The following is a 2,094-nucleotide window of genomic DNA, read 5'->3' on the forward strand; positions in this document are numbered from 1 at the left end:
TGGTCCCGTCATGGCAGAACCAGCAACTCCTGCACCTCCACCAAAATATTTTGATGTATTCGCCATAGCCGTTTCCAGATTTCTCGCTGTGGACGAAAGACTCTCATTGGTTTTGCTTAACTGTGAAAAATTAACTACATCGTTCGCTCCAGTGCCATCAGACACTCCTGTAATCTTTTTACCCCCAGCATCTATCCCAGAAATGATTATTTTCGGTCCACCTGTAATCACTAAGCCTGTTGCATCTAAGGTACTGTTTCCTGCAGTTACTTTATTGACTGCAATTTCCTTAGCTAGATCAAATTTTATATTATTATCTTTGCCTTTGCTAATTTGAAGATTTGTACTTCCAGCGGAAAAATCTACCGCGCTGTCCATGATAACGGTCTTATCATCCTTACCCCCAACAGATAGTTTCCAACCACCATTTCTTACGACACTTTCTAAGTCTTTTAACTGTACAACATTTACTGCATCAGTAGGCTCACTACCAGCTGCTACACCTATAATCTGCCGCGTTATGCCCTTACTAGGATTACCAACACTCACTGCACCCTGCGTACTTTTCCATTGCGCTTCAGTGTTTTTTGTCGGCCCCTGCAGCGAAGAAGTATATCCTGAAACACCTGCAGCCCTATCAGCTACAGAAGCTCTTCCTATAGCAACGCCATCATTCACCGAAACCACAGAATCAACACCGATAGCGATAGCCCCCTCTCCCTCTGCTTTCGAATAAAATCCAAGAGAAATAGCATGCTTACTAAGTGCCTGTGCACGATGACCAACAGCAGTCGTACCATACTCCAAAGCCTTAGAAACAGCACCCACAGCCGTTGAATAATCACCTTTTGCAAATGTATGATCGTCTGGCCCAACCGATTCATTATATTCGGAACCTATCGCGATGCTGTCTTTGCCTAAAGCATGAGCCATGTAGCCTATAGCAATGCTATCCACTTCATTTGATACCCGGGCTTGATAACCTAGAGCAATACCACGCTCCCCCCCCTCATCCACCTGTGCCTTAGAACCTATAGCTATCGAATGCTGACTAAACGCATTTGCATGATGACCAATAGCAATCGCATCTTCCCGCGTAGTGCCAGCAGAATCCCCCAACGCTATTGTAAACTTGCCGAAAGCTCTAGCTTGAAAACCTATGGCAATTGCTTTTTCATCTCCAGCAGTTGTTCTTTGCTCTTCAGTAGCAAAGTCTGGAGCAGAACCAATCGCAATACTATTATGAGCATTAGCGTAAGAAGACAAACCTATAGCAATACTTCTATCTTGTTTTGCTTCCGCCAATGGACCTAACGCAATAGCATCATAACCTTTTGCACTCGCACTATAACCCTGCTCCAGAGGATGACCATTGCCTTTTGCTGCAGCTCTTTGGGTCGATACTGTTCTTAACAAACCAGAAGGGTTTGAAAAATCTGCACCATCTATAGAATTCGTATGAATACTTCTTGTAAGTTGTAGCGCTTTTTTATCACCAACATTTCCAACTCGCGCAAAACGGCTACCTTCTGTCAAAACATTTATTATGGAACTATTATCATCCGTATCAGAAAAAAAATTGATTAGAAAATTTGCATAGTCTTCAGAATCATTCAAACCAGCAACAGAGAGAATGCTTTGTGGATAAGATATACCAACACTTTTTACACCTTCAAGAAAGGTGTTTCTAAAATCAGGATTTGCTGAAAAAACAGGCGTAACATTCGATAAGAATGTAGCAGCTATAGCCAACGAAAGAACTTTAACCAAAGAAAAACGAGAACGTTTTAATTTACTCGCTGCTTGTGGGGCATATAATTTTTTCATAACAAACTCTCCAATGAAAAAACTTAAAAACACCTCCAAAACATAAAAAAGACACATTTTAGCATTATTGATCTCTTTGGAACTTAGAGTAGAGGATCATTGCTTAGAGTGTGAATATTTTGAGTCTTTTGTTTTGTTTGTGCTCTCTGTATTGAGACTCAAATGCTTATCTTTTTGATTATGTTTTTTGGACATAAATATAATACATTTAGAGTCTAAGGGTTTTAGTGTGTTGTTTTTTCCTAACTAAAAAGAGGCTTTGTATAT

The 2,094-nt window shown here is 40.5% G+C and carries 1 pseudogene; it reads right to left on the reverse strand.

Features of this window, described 5'->3' with window-relative positions:
- Positions 1-1,827: pseudogene (locus ACFILZ_RS09625) on the reverse strand (hypothetical protein); the annotation flags it as partial.
- Between the last annotated feature and the right edge of the window lie 267 nt (positions 1,828-2,094).

Origin of the sequence: Bartonella sp. AP40SXNS (genome assembly GCF_042195825.1) — a bacterium.
Classification (GTDB): domain Bacteria; phylum Pseudomonadota; class Alphaproteobacteria; order Rhizobiales; family Rhizobiaceae; genus Bartonella.